At 71.4% G+C, this 14,011-nt stretch carries 12 protein-coding genes; 5 read left to right on the top strand and 7 right to left on the bottom strand.

Annotated elements, in window-relative coordinates; translation table 11 throughout:
* The first annotated feature begins 1 nt into the window (after position 1).
* Together ABT078_RS08810 and ABT078_RS08805 are read left to right on the top strand one after the other, a co-directional pair.
* Positions 2 to 502: a PH domain-containing protein gene (locus ABT078_RS08810; protein ID WP_351225344.1), complete on the top strand. Its 501-nt coding sequence runs from the start codon at positions 2 to 4 to the stop codon at positions 500 to 502.
* Positions 499 to 1,995, top strand: a complete 1,497-nt coding sequence (locus tag ABT078_RS08805; RefSeq protein ID WP_351225342.1) for a PH domain-containing protein — start codon at positions 499 to 501, stop codon at positions 1,993 to 1,995. Before ABT078_RS08810 ends, ABT078_RS08805 begins: the two co-directional genes overlap by 4 nt.
* Positions 1,996 to 2,134: 139 nt before the next feature.
* On the opposite strand, the gene pgl is transcribed toward ABT078_RS08805, so the two are convergent.
* From pgl to tkt, 5 genes are read right to left on the bottom strand one after another with little or no spacing between them, the layout of a single operon-like run.
* Entirely contained in the window at positions 2,135 to 2,941 is an 807-nt protein-coding gene (gene pgl, locus ABT078_RS08800) for a 6-phosphogluconolactonase (protein WP_351225340.1), read from the bottom strand.
* Positions 2,938 to 3,960 (bottom strand): glucose-6-phosphate dehydrogenase assembly protein OpcA, encoded by a 1,023-nt coding sequence (opcA, locus tag ABT078_RS08795; RefSeq protein WP_351225338.1) that lies wholly within the window; start codon positions 3,958 to 3,960, stop codon positions 2,938 to 2,940. The genes pgl and opcA overlap by 4 nt, the downstream gene beginning before the upstream one ends.
* Positions 3,957 to 5,489, bottom strand: coding sequence for a glucose-6-phosphate dehydrogenase (zwf, locus tag ABT078_RS08790; RefSeq protein WP_351225336.1), 1,533 nt, complete (start codon positions 5,487 to 5,489; stop codon positions 3,957 to 3,959). The genes opcA and zwf overlap by 4 nt, the downstream gene beginning before the upstream one ends.
* Before the next feature lie 6 nt (positions 5,490 to 5,495).
* Positions 5,496 to 6,614 carry a transaldolase gene (gene tal / locus ABT078_RS08785; protein WP_351225334.1) on the bottom strand — a complete coding sequence of 373 codons (1,119 nt, stop codon included), beginning with the start codon at positions 6,612 to 6,614 and terminating at the stop codon, positions 5,496 to 5,498.
* Positions 6,615 to 6,648: 34 nt separating this feature from the next.
* Positions 6,649 to 8,751, bottom strand: coding sequence for a transketolase (tkt, locus tag ABT078_RS08780; protein ID WP_351225330.1), 2,103 nt, complete (start codon positions 8,749 to 8,751; stop codon positions 6,649 to 6,651).
* A 364-nt stretch (positions 8,752 to 9,115) separates the two neighbouring features.
* On the opposite strand from tkt, the gene ABT078_RS08775 reads away from it, so the two are divergent.
* The 3 genes from ABT078_RS08775 (at position 9,116) to ABT078_RS08765 (ending at position 11,888) form a co-directional block, all read left to right on the top strand.
* A complete protein-coding gene (locus ABT078_RS08775) occupies positions 9,116 to 10,063 on the top strand; it encodes a heme o synthase (protein ID WP_351225328.1) in 948 nt (315 codons plus the stop codon).
* A 70-nt stretch (positions 10,064 to 10,133) separates the two neighbouring features.
* Positions 10,134 to 10,496 (top strand): hypothetical protein, encoded by a 363-nt coding sequence (locus ABT078_RS08770; protein WP_351225326.1) that lies wholly within the window; start codon positions 10,134 to 10,136, stop codon positions 10,494 to 10,496.
* A gap of 309 nt (positions 10,497 to 10,805) precedes the next feature.
* Positions 10,806 to 11,888 (top strand): amidohydrolase family protein, encoded by a 1,083-nt coding sequence (locus tag ABT078_RS08765; protein WP_351225324.1) that lies wholly within the window; start codon positions 10,806 to 10,808, stop codon positions 11,886 to 11,888.
* 33 nt (positions 11,889 to 11,921) lie between these two features.
* On the opposite strand, the gene ABT078_RS08760 is transcribed toward ABT078_RS08765, so the two are convergent.
* Both ABT078_RS08760 and ABT078_RS08755 read right to left on the bottom strand, forming a co-directional pair.
* Complete coding sequence (locus tag ABT078_RS08760; RefSeq protein WP_351225606.1) at positions 11,922 to 12,890, bottom strand: COX15/CtaA family protein; 969 nt, start codon at positions 12,888 to 12,890, stop codon at positions 11,922 to 11,924.
* Positions 12,891 to 13,167: 277 nt separating this feature from the next.
* Positions 13,168 to 13,965, bottom strand: coding sequence for an ABC transporter permease (locus tag ABT078_RS08755; RefSeq protein WP_351225604.1), 798 nt, complete (start codon positions 13,963 to 13,965; stop codon positions 13,168 to 13,170).
* Between the last annotated feature and the right edge of the window lie 46 nt (positions 13,966 to 14,011).

Raw genomic sequence — 14,011 nt, 5'->3', positions numbered from 1 at the left:
GATGACGGGGGAGGGGACGGTGCGGCTGCGGCCGCCGAACAACAAGCTGAACGAACGGGCCGTCGGCTGGTGGCGGTCGCAGTGCCTGCTGACGACGGCCGTGCCGGTGGCGGTGCTCGCCGTCCTCGGCGCGCTCATCGAGCCCGCCAGGGTCTGGCTGCTGGCCGCGGCCGGTGCCCTGGCGGTCCTCGGGCTCGCCGGCACGGCCTTCTTCCCGGCCTGGTGGTACCGGGTGCACCGCTGGGAGGTCACGGACGAGGCGGTGTACGTACGCACCGGCGCGCTCTGGCAGGAGTGGCGGATCGCGCCCATGTCCCGGATCCAGACCGTGGACACCGTGCGCGGACCACTGGAGCAGGCGTTCCGGCTCGCCACGGTCACCGTCACCACCGCCTCCTCCAGAGGCGCGATCCGGATCGCGGGCCTGGACCATGAGCTGGCGGCGGAGCTGGCCGCGCAGTTGACCAGGATCACGCAGACCACGCCCGGGGACGCCACATGAGCGACGGCTGGCTCAGGCTCGACCCGCGTACCGTCCTCGTCACCGCCGCCGTCATGGCCGGCGTCGCGGGCGGCGCCGGACTGCCGGTCCTGTTCGGCCTGGCCGGCGGTATGCCGTGGTGGCAGGCGCTCGGCTGGGTCGTGGCAGGAGCCGTCGTCCTCGTCGCGGGCGGCGCGGGCGCGGACTATGTGCGGTGGCGGCGCACGCGGTACCGGATCGGACCCGAGCGCGCCGAACTCCACACCGGGCTGCTGCTCGTCAAACGTCGCTCCCTGGCCCTGGAGCGCATCCGCAGCGTCGATCTGACCGCCAATCCGCTGCTGCGCATACTCGGCCTGGTCAAGGTGCGGATCGGCACCGGCGAGCACAGCGGCGGCGGTGAGTCCACGCTGGAGCTCGACCCCGTCAGCAGGGCGGAGGGCGAGCGACTGCGGCGCGAGCTGCTGGCCCGCGCCGCGGCCGAAGCCCCCGGGACCCATCGGGAGGGCGAGCTGGCGGCCCTCGACCCCGGCTGGATCCGCTACGCACCGGTGTCGTTCGTCGCCCCACTGCTCGGCGGCGCGGCGGCGGGTGCGGTCATGCAGGTCAGCGAGTGGTTCGGCGTACAGGGCGAGGTGATCGACTGGATCGCCGACCGCTTCCGGGACACCCCGGTCTTCTGGGTCGTCGTGGTGCTGGCCACCGGTGCCCTGGTCGCAGGGGCGGTGGGGGCGCTCGGCCTCTGGGTCGAGATGTGGTTCAACTACCGGCTGGAGCGCGAGCCGGGCGGCACCCTGCGGGTCCGCCGCGGGCTCTTCACGTCGCGGTCGATATCGATCGAGGAGCGGCGGCTGCGCGGGGTCGAGCTCGTCGAACCGCTGGGCGTGAGGCTGTTCGGCGCCGCGCGAGTCGATGCCGTCGCGACCGGCCTGGCGGACGAAGAGGAGGACGAGCACACCGACCGCAAGACGCTGCTGCCCCCCGCTCCACGGGCCGTCGCCGACGAGGTGGCGGCGCTGGTGCTCCGCGAGTCCGGTGCGCCGACGAGCGCGCCGCTGACCCCGCATCCGCCCGCGGCCCGCAGACGCAGGCTGCGCTGGGCGTTCACCGCGGCGCTGCCGGCGCCCGCGATCCTGGCCGTGCTGGGGCTGCTGCTCAGCGAGGTCCTGCTCTATGTCGCGGCGGCGTGCGCGGCGGTGTTCCTGCCGCTCGCGGTGCTGCTCGCCCTCGACGCGTACCGGAGCCTCGGCCACGGTATCGACGGCGACTATCTGCTGGCCCGCTCCGGGACGGTCCGGCGCGGGACGGTCGCACTCCAGCGGTGCGGAGTGATCGGCTGGACGGTCAAACAGTCCTGGTTCCAGCGTCGGGCCGGCCTCGTCACGCTGACGGTGACGACAGCCGCCGGAGACGGGGCGTACTCGGTGTACGACGCCGACGGGCAAGAGGGCCTCGACTTCGCCTCGCGGGCGGTCCCGGGCCTGCTGGAACCGTTCCTCGAGCGCGACGCCTGAGCGGCGAGGGGCACCCTGGCCTCACACCCCGCTGCGCCTCCGCGGGCACCCGCACCGGTGGTCGGACCGAACCAAGCGCCGGACGGGCCCCGATGGAGCCCGTCCGGCGGGTCGGCGCACCCCGCAGGGCCCTACGTATTCAGGCCGACGCCGGCGGATACAGGTCGCGCGGGAGCTGGGACGCCGCAGCCGAGTCGAGGAGCCACAGGGTCCTCGACCGGCCGTACGCGCCCGCAGCCGGCGCCTGGATCTCCCCGGCACCCGACAGCGCGATCGCCGCCGCGTTCGCCTTGTCCTCGCCCGCCGCGAGCAGCCAGACCTCGCGGGCCGCACGGATCGCGGGCAGCGTGAGGGAGATCCGCGTCGGCGGGGGCTTGGGGGCCCCGTGGACACCGACGACCGTCCGCTCCGTCTCCCGGACTCCCGGAAGCTCCGGGAACAGGGACGCGACATGCGTGTCCGGGCCCACCCCGAGCATCAGGACGTCGAACGTCGGCACGTCACCGCCCGCGGCGGTAGTCGCTGATCGATAATGCTCGGGGCCCGACGCCGCGGCGAGCTCCGCGGCGTAGGCGGCGGCCGCCGCATCCGCGTCCGAGCCGTTCGGACCGTCGGACGCCGGCATCGCGTGGACCCGGGACGGGTTCAGCGGCACCGAGTCCAGCAGGGCCTCGCGGGCCTGGGTGACATTGCGCTCAGGGTCGCCCTCGGGCAGGAAGCGCTCGTCCCCCCACCACAGGTCGAGCCGCGACCAGTCGATCGCGTCCCGCGCGGGCGCCGCGGCGAGCGCGGCCAGCAGGCCGTTGCCGTTGCGTCCGCCGGTGAGGACCACCGACGCGTAGCCGCGCGCGGCCTGGGCGTCCACGACCTTCGTGATCAGCCGGGCCGCCGCGGCCTGCGCCATCAGTTCCTTGTCGTGGTGGACGACGAGCTGAGGAGCACTCACTTCCCTGCCGCCTTCTTGGCCGGGGCCTTCGCCGAGGTCTTCTTCGCTGCCGCCGCGGGCGCGGCCTCGTCGGCGCCCGCCGCCACGTGCGCATCCTCGCCGAGCCGGTCGACCCCGTACCGCAGCGCCGACGCGTAGGTGTCGTCCGGGTCCAGCCGCCGCAGCTCCTCCGCGATCAGCTCCGCCGTCTCACGCCGCTTCAGCGCCACCGCACGGTCCGGCTGGCCCTGGATGGACAGCGTCGCCAGCGACCCGTCCGCCCGGTCCAGCACGATCGGGCCGCAGTTCGTCTCCAGCCGCACGGCCGTGAGCCCGGGACCCGACGACACCGAACGCTTGACCGGCACCCCCAGCCGGTCCGCGAGCCACATGCCGAGCAGTTCGCAGCTCGGGTTGAACTCCTCGCCCTCCACTTCGGCGGCCGTGACCTCGCAGTCCACCTGGTCCAGCGCCGCCGCCAGCATCGAGCGCCATGGAGTGATCCGGGTCCACGACAGATCCGTGTCGCCGGGGGTGTAGGCATCGGCGCGGGCCGTCAGTTCCCGGATCGGCTGCTCGCAGGCGTAGGTGTCGGTCACCCGGCGCTGCGCCAGCGCGCCCAGCGGGTCGGAGGCAGGGTCCTGCGGCGCTGCCACCGGCCACCACACCACGACCGGAGCATCCGGCAGCAGCAGCGGCAGGACCACCGACTGAGCGTGGTCGATGATCTCGCCGTACAGCCGCAGCACGACCGTCTCGCCGGTGCCGGCCTCGGCGCCGACGCGCACCTCCGCGTCCAGGCGCGCCTTCGCGCGGTCGCGCGGCGACCGTGAGATCCGCTTGATGACGACGAGCGTGCGCGAAGGGTGCTCGCGGGACGCGTCGTTGGCCGCCTTCAGCGCGTCGTACGCGTTCTCCTCGTCCGTGACGATGACGAGCGTGAGGACCATGCCGACGGCCGGCGTGCCGATGGCCCGCCGACCCTTCACCAGGGCCTTGTTGATCTTGCTGGCGGTGGTGTCCGTAAGGTCGATCTTCATGGCCGACGCCAGCTCCGTCCGTCTCGTGCGAGCATTTCGTCCGCCTCGACCGGACCCCACGTCCCGGCCGGATACTGCGCGGGCTTGCCGTGCTTGTCCCAGAACTGCTCGATCGGGTCGAGGATCTTCCAGGACAGCTCGACCTCCGCCAGCCTCGGGAAGAGGTTCGAGTCGCCGAGCAGGACGTCCAGGATCAGCCGCTCGTACGCCTCGGGGCTGGACTCCGTGAAGGACTCGCCGTACGCGAAGTCCATCGACACGTCGCGGACCTCCATCGACGTGCCCGGCACCTTCGAGCCGAACCGCATCGTCACGCCCTCGTCCGGCTGGACCCGGATCACCAGGGCGTTGTGCCCCAGCTCCTCGGTGGCCGTGCGGTCGAAGGGGGAGTGCGGGGCGCGCTGGAAGACGACGGCGATCTCGGTGACCCGGCGGCCGAGCCGCTTGCCGGTACGGAGGTAGAACGGCACGCCCGCCCAGCGGCGGTTGTCGATCTCCAGCTTGACGGCGGCGTACGTGTCGGTCTTCGACTTGGGGTCGATGCCCTCTTCCTGGACATAGCCGACGGCCTTCTCGCCGCCCTGCCAGCCTGCCGCGTACTGCGCACGCACGGTGGTGGCGCCCAGGTCCTTGGGCAGCTTCACCGCGCCCAGCACCTTGGTCTTCTCCGCGGCCAGCGCGTCGGCGTCGAAGGAGGCAGGCTCCTCCATGGCGGTCAGCGCGAGCAGTTGGAGCAGGTGGTTCTGGATGACGTCACGGGCGGCGCCGATGCCGTCGTAGTAGCCGGCTCGGCCACCGATGCCGATGTCCTCGGCCATGGTGATCTGCACGTGGTCGACGTACGACCGGTTCCAGAGCGGCTCGAAGAGGGTGTTGGCGAAACGGAGCGCCAGGATGTTCTGGACGGTCTCCTTGCCCAGGTAGTGATCGATGCGGAACACCTGGTCCGGCGCGAAGACCTCGTGGACGATCGAGTTGAGCTCGATCGCGGAGGCGAGGTCGTGGCCGAAGGGCTTCTCGATGACGGCGCGCCGCCAGGAGCCGTTCTTCTGGTCGGCCAGTCCGTGCTTCTTGAGCTGCTGGACGACCTTGGGGAAGAACTTCGGCGGGACGGAGAGATAGAAGGCGAAGTTGCCGCCGGTGCCCTGCGCCTGGTCGAGCTCGTCGATCGTCTTCTTCAGCGTGTCGAACGCGTTGTCGTCGTCGAAGTTGCCCTGGACGAAACGCATCCCCTGGATGAGCTGCTGCCACACCTCCTCACGGAAGGGGGTGCGGGCGTGCTCCTTGACGGCCTCATGGACCTCGTGGGCGAAGTCCTGGTCGTCCCACTCGCGGCGGGCGAAGCCGACGAGCGAGAAGCCCGGCGGCAGCAGCCCGCGGTTGGCGAGGTCATAGACGGCAGGCATCAGCTTCTTGCGGGACAAATCGCCGGTGACGCCAAAGATCACCAGGCCCGACGGCCCCGCGATACGCGGGAGCCGTCGGTCCGCGGCGTCACGAAGCGGATTCGCTCCGTGTGCGGGAGTCAAGGTGTTTCAGCCTTCCGAGGGAGCGAGGCGCTCGAGCTCCGCCTCCGTCGACTTGAGCAGGTCGTTCCAGGACGCCTCGAACTTCTCGACGCCCTCGTCTTCCAGCAGCTGCACCACGTCGGCGTACGCGATCCCGAGCTTCTCGACGGCGTCGAGCTCGGCGCGCGCCTGCTCGTATGTACCGCGCACCGTGTCGCCCGTGATCTGCCCGTGGTCGGCGGTCGCGTCGAGCGTGGCCTCCGGCATGGTGTTCACCGTGCCCGGGGCGACCAGGTCGTCCACGTACAGCGTGTCCTTGTAGGCCGGGTCCTTGACGCCGGTCGAGGCCCACAGCGGACGCTGCTTGTTGGCCTGCGCCTTGTCCAGCGCGAGCCAGCGGTCGCTCGAGAAGACCTCTTCGTACGCCTGGTACGCGAGGCGGGCGTTGGCCAGAGCCGCCTTGCCGCGCAGCCCCTTCGCCTCGTCCGTGCCCAGCGCGTCCAGCCGCTTGTCGATCTCGGTGTCCACCCGGGACACGAAGAAGGACGCCACCGAACGGATCTTCGACAGGTCCAGGCCTGCGGCCTTCGCCTTCTCCAGGCCCGCCAGGTAGGCGTCCATGACCTCGCGGTAGCGCTCCAGCGAGAAGATCAGCGTGACGTTGACGCTGATGCCGAGGCCGATGACCTCGGTGATCGCCGGCAGGCCCGCCTTGGTCGCCGGGATCTTGATGAACGTGTTCGGCCGGTCCACCAGCCAGGCCAGCTGCTTGGCCTCGGCGATCGTCGCCCTGGTGTTGTGCGCGAGGCGCGGGTCGACCTCGATCGACACCCGGCCGTCCTGCCCGCCCGTCGAGTCGAAGACCGGGCGGAGGACGTCCGCCGCGTCCCGCACGTCCGCGGTCGTGATCATGCGGAGAGCTTCCTCGACGGTCACCTTGCGGGCGGCCAGGTCGGCGAGCTGCTGCTCGTAACCGTCGCCGGACGAGATGGCCTTCTGGAAGATCGACGGGTTGGTGGTGACTCCGACGACGTGCTGCTGGTCGATCAGCTCGGCGAGATTGCCGGAGGTGATCCGCTTGCGCGACAGGTCGTCGAGCCAGATCGCCACGCCTTCGTCGGAGAGGCGCTTGAGTGCGTCTGTCATGAGAATTGCATCTCCTACTAGTCGTATACCGGCGTCAGCGTGCGGAGGCGGCGATGGATTCCCGGGCGGCGGCAGCCACCGCTTCGGGGGTGAACCCGAACTCGCGGAAGAGCACCTTGCCGTCGGCCGACGCACCGAAGTGCTCCAGCGAGACGATCCGGCCGGCGTCGCCGACGTACCGGTACCAGGTCAGACCGATGCCGGCCTCGACCGCCACACGCGCCTTCAGCGACGGCGGCAGGACGCTGTCCTTGTAGGCCTGGTCCTGCTCCTCGAACCACTCGACCGACGGCATCGAGACGACCCGCGCCGGGATACCCGCAGCCTGCAGCTGCTCGCGCGCCTCGACGGCCACGTGCACCTCGGAGCCCGTGCCGATCAGCACGACCTGCGGCGCGGCGCTCTGCCCGTCGGGTCCCTCGGCGTCGAACAGGACGTAACCGCCCTTCGCCGCGTCCTCGTTGGGCTCGTACGTCGGCACGCCCTGGCGGGTCAGCGCCAGACCGTGCGGGGCGCCCACGCCGAACTTCTTCGTCCAGCGGCGGAGGATCTCGGCCCACGCGATCGCGGTCTCGTTGGCGTCGGCCGGACGCACGATGTTCAGACCCGGGATGGCGCGCAGCGAGGCCAGGTGCTCCACCGGCTGGTGGGTCGGGCCGTCCTCGCCGAGACCGATCGAGTCGTGCGTCCAGACGTACGTCACCGGCAGGTGCATCAGCGCGGACAGCCGCACCGCGTTGCGCATGTAGTCGGAGAACACCAGGAAGGTGCCGCCGTAGACGCGGGTGTTGCCGTGCAGCGTGATGCCGTTCAGCGCGGCGGCCATCGCGTGCTCGCGGATGCCGAAGTGGATCGTGCGGCCGTACGGGTCGGCCTCCGGAAGCGGGTTGCCCTTCGGGAGGAACGACGACGTCTTGTCGATCGTCGTGTTGTTCGACCCGGCGAGGTCGGCGGAGCCGCCCCACAGTTCGGGGATGACCTCACCGAGTGCCTGCAGGACCTTGCCGGACGCGGCACGGGTGGCCACACCCTTGCCCGCCTCGAAGACCGGGAGCTTCTCCTCCCAGCCGGTCGGCAGCTCGGTCGAGCGGATCCGGTCGAACTCGGCGGCGCGCTCCGGGTTGGCGCTGCGCCACGCGGCGAAGGACTTCTCCCACTCGCCACGGACCTCACGGCCGCGGTCCAGGGCCTTGCGGGTGTGCGCGATGACCTCGTCGGAGACCTCGAAGGCCTTCTCCGGGTCGAAGCCGAGGACGCGCTTGGTGGCCGCGACCTCGTCGTCACCGAGCGCCGAGCCGTGCGCGGCCTCGGTGTTCTGTGCGTGCGGGGCGGGCCAGGCGATGATCGAGCGGGCCGCGATGAAGGACGGACGCTCGGTCTCCTCCTGGGCCGCCTTCAGCGCGCGGTGGAGACCGGCCGGGTCCAGGTCGCCGTTCGGCAGCTGCTCCACGCGCTGGACGTGCCAGCCGTACGCCTCGTACCGCTGCAGCGTGTCCTCGGAGACGGCGGCCGCGGTGTCGCCCTCGATCGAGATGTGGTTGTCGTCCCACAGCAGGACCAGGTTGCCGAGCTTCTGGTGGCCGGCCAGCGAGGACGCCTCGTGGGAGATGCCCTCCTGGAGGCAGCCGTCACCGGCGATGGCCCAGATGGTGTGGTCGAACGGGGAGGTGCCGGGCGCGGCGTCCGGGTCGAACAGACCGCGCTCGTAGCGGGCGGCCATCGCCATGCCCACGGCGTTGGCGACACCCTGGCCCAGCGGACCGGTCGTCGTCTCGACGCCCACCGTGTGCCCGTACTCCGGGTGACCCGGGGTCTTGGAGCCCCAGGTGCGGAAGGACTCGAGGTCCTCCAGCTCCAGGCCGTAACCGGCGAGGTAGAGCTGGATGTAGAGAGTCAGGCTGGAGTGACCCGCGGAGAGCACGAACCGGTCACGGCCGGTCCAGTCCGCGTCCGCGGGGTCGTGCCGCATCAGCTTCTGGAAGAGGACGTACGCCGCGGGGGCCAGGCTCATGGCCGTTCCCGGATGGCCGTTCCCGACCTTCTGTACGGCGTCGGCGGCCAGGACGCGAACGGTGTCCACGGCCCGCTGGTCCAATGCGGTCCACTCGAGGTCTGTGGTGGTCGGCTTGGTGCTCACCCTGGGTCAGGGCTCCTCTCCACATGTTCGGTCCCGGTGACTGGGGGTGTACCGGGCGTTGTCGAGCCTACCCTCGCAGCAGCGTGCGTCCTTGTCGGAGCGCGTCTCTCCCCTCGGACACAGCCGGCACTGCCAGGGTGCGCTCAGCGGCCCGACTTCGCCTCTTGTCGGCGACCCCACCGGTCAGTACGCAGCGCGGCCCGGCAGCGCTCAACACGACCCCACCCCCGCGAAGATCGGCATGCGGCCAACGTCTAGAGTGGCGTGGTACGCGCAAGTCTTCACGGATGTTCACTCCCCCATAGCCCTACGGGCGCGGGAGGTGCCCCGGAAGCTTGCTGGGAATTCTCTGTCAGGGGTGTGCGTGACGGCCGTCGAGTCCCGACCCGCGGGGGTCGTCTTGACAACCGGCTCAGGGGGCCATCGGCCATTCGGGGCCCGCGTCAAGGCATTCGTGGCGCTCACCAAGCCGCGGATCATCGAACTGCTGCTGATCACCACGGTCCCCGTGATGTTCCTGGCCGCACAGGGTGTGCCGGACCTCTGGCTCGTCGTCGCCACGTGCGTCGGCGGATACCTCTCCGCGGGCGGCGCGAACGCCCTCAACATGTACATCGACCGCGACATCGACGCCCTGATGGACCGCACGTCGCAGCGCCCGCTGGTCACCGGTGTGGTCTCGCCGCGCGAGGGCCTGGTCTTCGGCATCACCCTCGCGGTGGTCTCGACGCTCTGGTTCGGACTGCTCGTCAACTGGCTGTCCGCGGCGCTCGCGCTGGGTGCGCTCCTCTTCTATGTCGTCGTCTACACGATGCTGCTGAAGCGACGCACCGCGCAGAACATCGTCTGGGGCGGCATCGCCGGCTGCATGCCGGTGCTGATCGGCTGGTCCGCCGTCACGAACTCGATGTCGTGGGCAGCGGTCATTCTCTTCCTTGTCATCTTCTTCTGGACGCCGCCGCACTACTGGCCGCTGTCGATGAAGGTCAAGGAGGACTACGCACGCGTCGGCGTGCCGATGCTCCCGGTCGTCGCATCGAACAGGGTCGTCGCTCGCCAGATCGTCCTCTACAGCTGGGTGATGGTCGCCGTCTCACTGCTGCTTACGCCGCTCGGCTACACCGGCTGGTTCTACACGGCGGTGGCGCTGGTGACGGGCGGCTGGTGGCTGTGGGAGGCGCACGCGCTGCAGAGCCGTGCGAAGGCCGGGGTGACGGGCGGCAAGCTCAAGGAGATGCGGCTCTTCCACTGGTCGATCACCTATGTCTCGCTGCTGTTCGTGGCGGTGGCGGTGGACCCGTTCCTGCGCTGACGTGCGGCGTGGCCCAGGCCACGTGACCTGGCTGTCGCCAGTCGATCTACCCGCGAGTAGCATCTTGTTCATGGCAGACACCAAGGTTGACGCGCCGGCTGACGAGAAGCGGGCGAAGCAGGCCGCGAAGGCCGAGCGGAAGGCGGCGAAGCTCGCCAAGCAGATCGGCGCCTTCGCCAGGGCGCACGGCGGCGCCGAGGGCCAGCTCGCGTACATCGGGCAGATGGGCACCCGCATCGTCCTCGTCGGCGACGACGGTGGATGGGGCGACCTCGTCGCGCCGAGCCATGAGATCGCGGTCAGCGCTGCGGAGAAGTCCGGCATCACGATGCACGAGTCCTTCGACGGCGAGTTCGCGGCGAAGGTCCGCACGGGCCGGTACGAGTGGACGCGCATGGCCGGCATCCAGCTCGGCGGACCCTCGAACGACTGACGCGCGGCGCCGACGCCTGCCTGGCGGGTGACTCGGCGTTCTTGTCGCGCGCCTGCGGCGGACCTTGTTCCCCGCGCCTTCCCGAACCGGGCTCCCGGGGCTCCGCCCCTCCGCCCCGGCCGAGCGGGTTGCCCGGTACCGCAGGGTGCGCCCGCGTGTCCGGCCGCAGTCGCCGGAACGGGCTCCGAGCGACCGGGGGGAGCCGCAGGTCGGGGAGGGGAGGGGAGGGGAAAGGAATGCCGGGCAACACCTAGCCCGGGGCTCACCCGTTAGGACGTGTGGAAGAACGTCCACCGCTGGGAGCCCCGGATGATCGATACGCCGTCCATGGTGGATCAGTACTGTCACGGCGTCCTCCGTACCGAGCTCGGACTCGGTACCTTCGAGGCCCATCTCGGCAGGACCACAGGGCCACCCGCGCCCGGGACCACCTTCTTCGACACGCAGACCGGGTTCGCCGTACGGCGCTGGTGTCCGCCGCTGCTCGGGCTGGAGCCGCACTGCCCGCCCGCCAGCTATCTCGCCCGCCGCAGAGAGCTCGGCGTCCTGGAATCCGGCAGGCGGCTGCTGCGGGCCACCGGAATCGCCACGTACCTGGTGGACACCGGGCTGCCCGGCGACCTCACCGGACTCCCCGAGATCGCCGCGGCGGGCGACGCCGAGGCCCATGAGATCGTCCGGCTCGAGCAGCTCGCCGAGCAGGTCGCCGACACCTCGGGCACCGTCGACGGCTTCCTCGCCAACCTCGCCGAGGCCGTGCACGGCGCCGCCGACTCGGCCGTCGCCTTCACCTCCGTCGCTGGTGTACGACACGGACTCACCCTTGCCCCCGAGCCGCCGGGACCCGGCGAGGTGCGCGGCGCGACGGGACGATGGCTGGCCGGGCGGCAGGTCGGCGGCCGGCTCACCGACCCGGTACTGGTGCGGCATCTCCTCTGGGTCGCCATCGCCTCCGGGCGCCCGCTGCAGCTCCACGTCGGGGTCGACGACCCCCTGCTTCTCACGGACTTCGCCGCCGCCACGACGGGCCTCGGCACCGATCTCGTACTGCTGCACGGCTATCCCTACCACCGGCACGCCGCCCATCTGACGAGCGTCTTCCCACACGTGTACGCGGATGTCGGGCCCGCGCTCGTCCACACGGGGGCCGGGGCCGCGGCCGTACTCGCGGAGATCCTGGAGCTGGCGCCCTTCGGGAAGCTGCTGTTCTCCAGCGGCGCGCGGGGACTGCCCGAGCTGCATGTGGTCGGGGCGCGGATCTTCCGGGAGGCGCTCGGGCGGGTGCTCAACGGCTGGGTGACGGACGGCGCGTGGTGCCGTGCGGATGCCCAGCGGGTCGCCGAGATGATCGCGGCAGGCAACGCCCGCCGCCTCTACGGACTCGCCCGCTGAGCAGACCGCCCGGCCGGCCGATCCGTCCGCCGGTCAGGCCGTCGTGAGCGCGTGGTCCTGCTGCGCAGGGATCGCTGCCGTGTCCAGCGGCCGCTCCCGCAGGCACAGCGCCAGGCGGAGCACCGCGATCCACATCAGCGAGGAGCCGAGCATATGGAGGCCGACCAGCACCTCGGGCACGTCGGTGAAGAACTGCACATAGCCGATGGCGCCCTGCGCCAGCAGCACGAACAGCAGCTCCCGGGCGCGCGCCCGGGTGTCGTCGGGCGCGTCCACGACCCGCAGCACCAGCCACATCGCCACGGCGAGCGCGCACACCACCCACGCCAGCGCGGCATGCACATGCGCCGCGTCCACCCAGTCGAACGGCATCCGGGGCACATCGCTGCTGTCGCCCGCGTGCTTGCCGGAGCCGGTCACGCCCGTACCCACGGCGATCAGCAGCGCCGCGGTGACCGTCAGTACCCAGGACAACTTCCGCACCGGGCGCGGCACCCGGGGCCGCGGCGTGCCGTCGCCCTCGCCCGCCCGGATCCAGGTGACCGTCGCGACCGTGAGGAGTGCGTTCGCCGCGAGGAAGTGCCCGGCCACCGTCCACGGGTTGAGGCCGGCCCACACCGTGATGCCGCCGAGGACGGCGTTGCTCATCACGACCCAGAACTGCGCCCAGCCGAGGCGGGAGAGCCCGCGCCGCCACGGCTTCGTGGCGCGCGCCGCGATGATCGCCCAGCCGACGGCGGCGGACAGGACATACGTCAGCATGCGGTTGCCGAACTCGATCGCGCCGTGGATGCCCTGCTCGGGCGTCGCGAACAGGCTGTCGTCCGTGCACTTGGGCCACGTGTCGCAGCCGAGGCCGGAGCCGGTCAGCCGGACCGCGCCGCCGGTGACGATGATGACCACGCTCATCACGACTGCGGAGAGCGCGGCGCGCCGGACGGTCCGGGGGGACGGCGTCCAGCGCCGGGCGATGTAGGCGAGGGGGGTCTGCACGGCGTCTATCGTAGGGCGCCGCTTGTGCACGGATTCACGTGGGTGGGCATGTCCGGACAGACCCCACCGGCACGGACCGCGCGCACTGGGCTGCGACTCCGGCTTCGGGCCCGGCGGGCGATCGCCGTGCCGCCGCTCGGCGGCTGGATCCCGTGGCGGCCCCGGGCCGGCCACGGTCTTCCGCGTGTTCGCGGCCGACGCGAACACGTGCGCGTGGCACTGCTCTGAGTGCCGCCCGCCGCCGCCCACGCAGGCCCCGGTTCACCGGGACCGGGGCCCCCTCGGATCACTCCCAGCGGAAGAGCGTCGCCGCCGCACCCAGTCCCAGCACCGCCCACCCCGCCAGGATCCCCAGGTCCCCCCACGGCATCGCGGCGCCGTGCTGCAGCACGTCCCGCAGCCCGTCCGAGAGCGCCGAGATCGGCAGCAGGCCGAGCACGGACTGCGCCGCGTCCGGGAACTTCTCCAGCGGAACGATCACCCCGCCGCCCACGAGCAGGAGCAGGAACACCAGATTCGCGGCGGCGAGCGTGGCCTCGGCCTTCAGCGTCCCGGCCATGAGCAGACCGAGGCCGGAGAAGGCCGCGGTGCCGAGCAGGAGGAGCAGGAGCACCGAGACGGGGTCGCCCTGCGGGGACCAGCCCAGCGCCAAGGCGATCACCGTCAGCAGAACGATCTGCAGCACCTCGGTGACCAGGACCGACAGCGTCTTGGCCGTCATCAGCGCCCACCGGGGCAGCGGTGAGGCGGCGAGCCGCTTGAGCACGCCGTAGCGGCGCTCGAAGCCGGTGGCGATGGCCTGGCCGGTGAAGGCGGTGGACATCACGGCCAGCGCGAGGACGCCGGGGGCCAGGAAGTCGACCGCGCTGCCCGCGCCCGTGTCGACGATGTCGACCGTGGAGAAGAGGACGAGCAGCAGCGACGGGATGATCACGGTCAGCAACAGCTGCTCACCGTTGCGCAGGAGCATCTTCGTCTCCAGCGCCGCCTGCGTCGCGATCATCCGCCCGACGGGTGCGGCACCCGGCTTCGGCACGTAGGTACCAGGCGCCTCCGCAGGCCCCGACGCCACGTCCGTGGTCATCTCAGCGGTCACGACCGCAGCTCCTTCCCGGTGTGCTCCAGGCTGT

The organism is Streptomyces sp. NPDC002133 (assembly GCF_040296405.1).
Lineage (GTDB): Bacteria > Actinomycetota > Actinomycetes > Streptomycetales > Streptomycetaceae > Streptomyces.
Note: the sequence above shows the minus strand (reverse complement) of the source record. Positions and strands in the feature narration are given on the sequence as shown.

Excerpts from the sequence above, each read along its gene's own strand:
- ABT078_RS08805 (WP_351225342.1), top strand. The coding sequence starts at position 499 with ATGAGCGACGGCTGGCTCAGGCTCGACCCGCGTACCGTCCTCGTCACC.
- opcA (WP_351225338.1), bottom strand. The coding sequence starts at position 3,960 with ATGAAGATCGACCTTACGGACACCACCGCCAGCAAGATCAACAAGGCC.
- tal (WP_351225334.1), bottom strand. The coding sequence starts at position 6,614 with ATGACAGACGCACTCAAGCGCCTCTCCGACGAAGGCGTGGCGATCTGG.
- ABT078_RS08810 (WP_351225344.1), top strand. The coding sequence starts at position 2 with ATGACGGGGGAGGGGACGGTGCGGCTGCGGCCGCCGAACAACAAGCTG.
- ABT078_RS08765 (WP_351225324.1), top strand. The coding sequence starts at position 10,806 with ATGATCGATACGCCGTCCATGGTGGATCAGTACTGTCACGGCGTCCTC.
- ABT078_RS08770 (WP_351225326.1), top strand. The coding sequence starts at position 10,134 with ATGGCAGACACCAAGGTTGACGCGCCGGCTGACGAGAAGCGGGCGAAG.
- ABT078_RS08755 (WP_351225604.1), bottom strand. The coding sequence starts at position 13,965 with ATGACCACGGACGTGGCGTCGGGGCCTGCGGAGGCGCCTGGTACCTAC.